General features: G+C 65.9%; 6 protein-coding genes. 3 read left to right on the forward strand and 3 right to left on the reverse strand.

The features are described 5' to 3' along the window. Positions 1-2: 2 nt before the first annotated feature. The 3 genes from ACWDX9_RS33640 to ACWDX9_RS33650 form a co-directional block, all read right to left on the reverse strand. Entirely contained in the window at positions 3-977 is a 975-nt protein-coding gene (locus tag ACWDX9_RS33640) for an ABC transporter permease (protein WP_449961073.1), read from the reverse strand. Next, complete coding sequence (locus tag ACWDX9_RS33645) at positions 970-1,932, reverse strand: ABC transporter permease (RefSeq protein WP_318787149.1); 963 nt, start codon at positions 1,930-1,932, stop codon at positions 970-972. The genes ACWDX9_RS33640 and ACWDX9_RS33645 overlap by 8 nt, the downstream gene beginning before the upstream one ends. A gap of 110 nt (positions 1,933-2,042) precedes the next feature. Further along, complete coding sequence (locus ACWDX9_RS33650; protein ID WP_363985641.1) at positions 2,043-3,683, reverse strand: peptide ABC transporter substrate-binding protein; 1,641 nt, start codon at positions 3,681-3,683, stop codon at positions 2,043-2,045. A gap of 476 nt (positions 3,684-4,159) precedes the next feature. Here ACWDX9_RS33650 and ACWDX9_RS33655 point away from each other — a divergent pair, with 476 nt between their 5' ends. The 3 genes from ACWDX9_RS33655 to ACWDX9_RS33665 all read left to right on the forward strand — a co-directional run bounded on the left by ACWDX9_RS33655 (position 4,160) and on the right by ACWDX9_RS33665 (position 6,335). After that, positions 4,160-5,095, forward strand: a complete 936-nt coding sequence (locus ACWDX9_RS33655; protein ID WP_363985639.1) for an ABC transporter permease — start codon at positions 4,160-4,162, stop codon at positions 5,093-5,095. Further along, complete coding sequence (locus tag ACWDX9_RS33660) at positions 5,088-5,954, forward strand: ABC transporter ATP-binding protein (protein ID WP_397375432.1); 867 nt, start codon at positions 5,088-5,090, stop codon at positions 5,952-5,954. Before ACWDX9_RS33655 ends, ACWDX9_RS33660 begins: the two co-directional genes overlap by 8 nt. 207 nt (positions 5,955-6,161) lie before the next feature. Beyond that, entirely contained in the window at positions 6,162-6,335 is a 174-nt protein-coding gene (locus tag ACWDX9_RS33665; protein ID WP_192788369.1) for a hypothetical protein, read from the forward strand. Positions 6,336-6,583: the final 248 nt, after the last annotated feature.

Consider the following 6,583-nt stretch of genomic DNA (forward strand, 5'->3'; position numbering starts at 1 on the left):
TTCTACCTGAGCTTCGGGTCGAGCGCGTCGCGTACGGCGTCGCCCATCATGATGAACGCCAGCACCGTGATGCTGAGGAACACGGCCGGGAACACCAGCGGCAGCGGCGCCTCCAAGAACCTGATGCGCGCGTCGGCGATCATCAGACCCCATGAGATGTCCGGCGACTGGACACCCACGCCCAGGAACGAGAGCGCGGCCTCGGCGGCGATGAAGCCGCCCAGGTTGATCGTGGCCACGACGATGACCGGGGCCAGCGAGTTGGGCAGCAGGTGACGGAACATGATCCGCCCCGCGCTCGCTCCCAGCGCCTTGGCCGCGACCACGAAGTCCTGGTTCTTCGCGGTGATCACGGCCGCCCGCATGATGCGGAACGTCATCGGCCAGCCGAGCACCGCCAGCGCGAGGATGACCAGCATGATGCTGTTGGCCCGGCCGCGGAAGGTGGCGGCGATGAGCAGCGCGCCCAGGATCGGGGGGATGGCGAAGAAGATCTCGGTGAGCCGCGAGGACACCGTGTCGACCAGGCCGCTCCGGTAGCCGGCGATCAGGCCGAGCAGGCCGCCGACCAGCGTGGTGATGATCGTGGTGAACACGCCGATCACGATCGAGTTGCGGGCGCCGTAGATCGTCCTGGCGTAGACGTCGCACCCCAGGCTGTCCTTGCCGAACAGGTGGCCGGCGCTGGGCGCCTGCCTGGCCGTGGACAGGTCACAGGTCCTGGCGTTGAACGGGTCGATCGCCGTGAACAGCGACGGCAGGAACGACATGACGAGCAGGACCAGGATGATGACCACCGAGATGATGAACATCGGCCGGCGCCTGAGGTCGTACCAGGCGTCGCTCCACAAGCTCGCGGGCTTGCCTTCCTTGCCCTTCTTGCCCTGTGGCGTGGGCGCCGGATCGGTAACCGTGTCCGTGACCAGTGTCTGCGTCTCCGGGAGCCCGGGCCCGACCGGCGGGATTGGGTTACTCATAGCGGATCCTCGGGTCGAGCACGGCGTACAGCAGGTCGACGACCAGGTTGGCCAGGATGTAGATCAGCACCAGGACGGTGATGATCCCCACCACAACCGGTTGTTCTCGCAAGTAAACCGACTGGAACAGCTGATTTCCAATCCCCGGGAGATTGAAGATCGTCTCGGTGATCACCGCGCCGCCCATCAGGTTGCCGAGGTCGGCGCCCAGATAGGTGACCAGCGGGATCAGCGCGTTACGCAACCCGTGCCGGCCGATGACGCGCCGTCGCGGCAGGCCCTTGGCCGTGGCCGTTCGGATGTAGTCCGCTCTGAGCGTCTCCACCAGGCTGGTTCTGGTGAGCCTGGTCAGGTACGCGATCGACGTCCCCGCGAGCACGAAGCCGGGCAGCAGATAGCTGCGCCAGCCCGCGAACGTGCCCGCGACCGGGAAGATGTCCAGCCCGGTCCACAGCTTGAGCTTGACGCCCAGGATCAGCTGCAGCACGAAGCCGGTGACCAGCGTGGGCACCGAGATGAGCAGCAGCGTGGAGGCCAGGATGGCGGTGTCGGTGGCCTTGCCGCGGCGCAGCGCCGCCCACAGGCCCAGGCCGACGCCGATGAGCGCCTCCATCACCAGGGCGGTCAGCGCGAGGTTCAGGGTGACCTGGAACTTGCCGGCCATGACCTGGGAGACGGGGACGTCGGCGAAGTTCACGCCGAAGTCACCGCGGAAGAGCACGCCGCTGATGTAGTACCAGTACTGCAACAGCAGCGGATCGTTGAGGTGATACTGCTCACGCAGGACCTCGGCGACCGCGGGGTCCGGGCGCTTGTCTCCGAACAGCGCCGCGATGGGGTCCCCTGGCAGTGCGAAGACAATCATGAAGATGAGTAGCGTGGCGCCGAGCAGGACGGGTATCGCCTGGATCAAGCGCCTGATGACATAACGGCCCATACAAGCCCTCCGGTACATGACTTGGAGGCAGCCCCCGGAGCCCGTGGTTCACCCGGCTCGAGTGGCTGCCTCCAAGCTCAGCCCTCCGGCGGGTGGACGGCAAGAGCCGTCCACCGCGCGAATGAACGTCAGGCCTTCTCGATGTCGACCCAGTTAACCTGGTTGAGCAGGTTGAGCTTGACGTTCTTCACCTTCGAGGAGTACCCGAAGTTGCTCCGGTAGAAGTAAACCGGGATGTACGGGAGGTCCTTGATGAGGATGTCGTCGGCCTGCTGGTAGAACTTCAGGCCCTCGGCGGCGTCGGCGGCCTGGTCACCCTTGGAGACCAGCTCGTCGAACTCCTTGTTGGAGTAGCCACCGTAGTTCGAGCCGGTGCCGATGGAGCCGGTGCCGAAGATCGGGGTCAGGTAGTTCTCAGCCGACGGGTAGTCGATGGACCAGCCCATACGGAACAGGCCCTTGTACTCCTTGGCGTCCAGGGCGTCCAGGATGCCCTGGAACTTCTCGAACGGCTTCGGCGTGACCTCGATGCCCAGGTTGGCGCGGAGGTTGTTGGCGACGGCCTCGATCCACTCCTTGTGGCCACCGTCGGCGTTGTAGCCCAGCTCGATGGTCTTGGGGCCCTTGGCGGCGTCGTACAGCTTCTTGGCCTCGGCCGGGTTGTACGTGCACGCGTCGCAGGCGCCCTGGCGGTAGCCGGGGATGGCCGGGTTGATGAAGTCGTCGGCGGGGGCGCGGGTACCGGAGAAGACCGTCTCGGTGATGGTCTTCCGGTCGATGGCCAGCGAGATGGCCTTGCGGACCTGCGGGTCCTTGAACTCGGGGTTGTACTGCAGCGGGACGCCGATGTAACCCACGGCGGCGTCGGGCTCGTCGTGGTAGCGGTCGCCGAGCACGGACTTGGCCGTGGCGATCGTCGAAGGCGGCAGCGAGTCGTGGATGTCCAGGTTCTCGGCCTGCAGGTCGTTGAACGCGGTCTCGGAGCTCGTGTAGACCTTGAACTGGAGCTTCTTCCAGTTCTTCGGCTTGGCGCCCGGGAACTTGTCGTAGACCGTCAGGTCGATGGTCTGGTCGGTGCCCTTCTTGTAGGGCTTGTCGAGCTTGAACAGGCCCTGACCGATCGGCTGCTCGCCGAAGGTCTGCGTCACCTTGCCGTCGGCGCCGAGGGCCGCCTTCGGCATCGGGTAGAACGCGGTGTAGCCCAGCATCGTCTTGAACTGCGAGAACGGCGCCGAGAGCGTCACCTCGAGCGTGGAGTCGTCGACGACCTTGAGACCCTTCATCTCCTTGGCCGTCGGCGTCTTGCCCTCACCCGGGTGGACGTCGGCGTAGCCGTCGACGCGCCCGAAGAAGTAGGACGAGCTCATGGCGTTGTCCTGCAGGGCCGCGTAGTTCCACGCGCGAGCGTAGTCGGCGGCGGTAACCGGCGTGCCGTCGTGCCACGTGTAGCCGGACTTGAGCTTGATCGTCCAGACCTTGCTGTCCGACGTCGTGATCGACTCGGCGGCTTCCTCGACCGGCTGCTTGTTCTCGTCGTAGCGGACCAGCGGGGAGAACACTGCGGCGAGGACCTCGGACCCCTCGGTCTCGGTCGTGTTCTGGGGGTTCAGGAGCTCCTGGGGCTCGCCGATCTCCATGCGGACCGGCGTCTCCCCGCCGCCTCCGGCAGCAGTGCCGCCACTGTCAGAGGCGCCACCGCCACACGCGGCAACCGCGAGGGCGAGCAGCGCGGTACCGGCGACGATCTGTGCGCCCTTAGTAACACGCATGGTGAAAGAATTCCTCCCTCTACAGGTGGGCGTTAGCGCTGAGCTGCGGTGATCGTGAGCAGCCTGACGGGGGGATCCTGGTTTTCCCCCCGGGTTTGGCTGACATGGTCAAACCAGCCGACGCCCTGCCAGTCGATCGCGACTATCCCTTACTACTTGCCACCAGGGAGTCTCTGGCGCGTTGCAGTTCGGTCACACGTGTGCCAATCCAGCGTCACAGACATTCAGCCCAACAGGCAACAAATCGTACAGAGCCCGTGTAACCGGTACGGCCGGGACGTGAACAGACGATGAAAATTACCCTCTACATGAGAGTGGTCGTGCCCTTGCCAGCGCACCGCGCCGCGCTGGGCTACGGTTGAGCAGGTCTTGACGGCACCTTGGGAACCGAGTGTCCCAAGACTCCGTCCAACTGACGCTGCCGCCAACCCGCGCGGCAGGCACCCCACCGACCGGGATCCAATAGAGTCCTTGCCATGAGCCAGCCGGAATCCGCTGTCGCGGACGCCCAGGCGGGCGGCCGAAGCGGGCAGGAGCCGCTGGCCAAGCTCGCCAAGAGATACGGACTTCGCCGTGCCATCGCGCGGCCGAGGTTCCCTGTCTACGTGCGCCAGCTCTGGGAGCGGCGACACTTCATCCTGACGTACGCGACCTCGCGCAACGTCTCGAAGTACACCAGCTCGGCTCTCGGCCAGCTCTGGCAGGTGCTGACCCCCCTGCTCAACGCCGGCATCTACTTCCTGATGTTCGGCCTCATCCTCGGCGGCAGCAAGAACATCCCCAACTACACGGCGTTCCTGCTGACCGGGATGTTCGTCTTCACCTACACGCAGCGCACGGTCACCGCGGGCGCCAAGTCGATCTCGGGCAACCTGTCGCTCATCAGAGCGCTCCACTTCCCCCGCGCCTCGCTGCCGCTGGCCTACACGATCCAGGAGCTCCAGCAGCTCGCCATCTCCATGGGCATCCTGCTCGTCATCGTGATGCTCACCGGCGAGGGGCTCAACTGGTTCTGGCTCATGATCCCCGTGGTGCTGCTGCTCCAGACGATGTTCAACATCGGTGCCGGCCTGATCGTCGCCCGGCTCGGCGCCTCGATGCGTGATCTCAACCAGTTGCTGCCGTTCATCACCCGCACCTGGCTCTACGCCTCCGGCGTGTTCTTCTCGATCCAGGACAAGGTCGTCGGCTCCGCCGGGCTGCCCCAATGGGTGGCCAATGTGATGTACATGAACCCCGCCGCTTCCTACATCGAATGGATGCGCGAGATCCTCATCTCGACCCACAATCCGCAGTTCGGCCACCACCCCCCCACCATGGTGCTGGCGTCCTGCGTATTCTGGGCGGTGTTCGCACTCGGCTTCGGCTTCTGGTACTTCTGGCGGTCCGAGGAGAGGTACGGGCGTGGCTGAACTTACCAAGGAGCTGTCACAGGTGAAGGGCGAGAAGCCCGCCGTCACCGGCAAGGATGTGAGAGTGCATCCCGATCCGGAGCCTCAGGGCAAGCGGCCACTCGACGTCCCCACGGGCACTCCGACCGTCATCGTCGACGATCTCCACATCGTCTACCGCGTCTACGGCGCGGCCTCCGACGCCGAGAAGGGCAACGCGGTCAACGCCCTCACGCGCATCCTCAGGCGCCAGGGCCGCCCGCAGATGAAAGAGGTCCACGCGGTCAAGGGCGTGACCTTCGTGGCCTACCACGGCGACGCCATCGGCATCGTGGGCCGCAACGGCTCGGGCAAGTCCACGCTGCTGCGGGCCATCGCGGGCCTCCTCCCGCCGCACAAGGGCGCCGTCTACACCGACGGCCAGCCCTCGCTGCTCGGCGTCAACGCGGCCCTCATGCGCGAGCTCACCGGCGAGCGCAACATCGTGCTCGGCTGTTACGCCATGGGCATGACGCCCGCCGAGGTCCGCGAGAAGTACCAGGAGATCGTCGACTTCTCCGGCATCGACGAGTTCGTCCAGCTCCCCATGTCCACCTACTCCTCCGGCATGGGCGCCCGGCTCCGCTTCGCCATCTCCTCGGCCAAGACGCACGACGTCCTCCTCATCGACGAGGCCCTGGCCACGGGCGACCGCGAGTTCCGCAAGAAGAGCGAGGAGCGCATCCGCCAGATCCGCGAGTCCGCCGGCACGGTCTTCCTCGTGGCCCACGACCTCAAGGTCATCGAAGAGACCTGCAACCGCGTCATCTGGCTGCACAAGGGCAAGATCAAGATGGACGGCGACCCGAAGGAAGTCATCGCCGCCTACAACAAGGGCTGACCTCTCTCACGGCGCGACCGCCGCCGCTCACGGCTCGGAGCCTCCCCCCGCTCCGGCCCGATGCCCTGCCGGGTTACGGCCACAAACACCGACATCCACGCTTTTCGCTGTTGTGTGCGAAACGCGCGCGACTGCAGTGGCAAATGACTGACAGCGAGCCTGCCGTTCCGATAGGATTCGAACGTCAATTCGATCCGAGGTACGCTGATGGAGTGGGAGCGCGCGATGGTGGAGCTTTCGACCGCGATCGACCACCTGGCCACCGAGGACGTGGCCGAGATTCCCCGGATACAGCTCGCCGAGCAGCTGCTGGAGCTGCACTGGCAGATGGCCAGGCTGCAGGCCCAGATAGCCCGTCGCACCGGCGTCCGCCTGCCCTGAGCCCTCCGACCGGCCCGTAATTCCGACAATCACCCACTCCGCAGACCATGACCCACCGCCCCTCCTGGACGGTTGAGAGCACGCCGTAACGGCGGCCGGCCCCGTGCGGGTCAGCGGGCGTCACCCTGGAGGCCGCCGGCCACGTGCGGCGGGTGGCGCCGCCCGTGCTCCGCCGTACAGGATGGGGTTTTGCCGCCCCCCGAAGCCGCACAAAGAAAAGCGCCGCCGACCCCGGAGATCGGGGTCGG

The organism is Nonomuraea sp. NPDC003201, from assembly GCF_053590415.1.

Excerpts from the sequence above, each read along its gene's own strand:
- ACWDX9_RS33640 (WP_449961073.1), bottom strand. The coding sequence starts at position 977 with ATGAGTAACCCAATCCCGCCGGTCGGGCCCGGGCTCCCGGAGACGCAG.
- ACWDX9_RS33645 (WP_318787149.1), bottom strand. The coding sequence starts at position 1,932 with ATGTACCGGAGGGCTTGTATGGGCCGTTATGTCATCAGGCGCTTGATC.
- ACWDX9_RS33650 (WP_363985641.1), bottom strand. The coding sequence starts at position 3,683 with ATGCGTGTTACTAAGGGCGCACAGATCGTCGCCGGTACCGCGCTGCTC.
- ACWDX9_RS33655 (WP_363985639.1), top strand. The coding sequence starts at position 4,160 with ATGAGCCAGCCGGAATCCGCTGTCGCGGACGCCCAGGCGGGCGGCCGA.
- ACWDX9_RS33665 (WP_192788369.1), top strand. The coding sequence starts at position 6,162 with ATGGAGTGGGAGCGCGCGATGGTGGAGCTTTCGACCGCGATCGACCAC.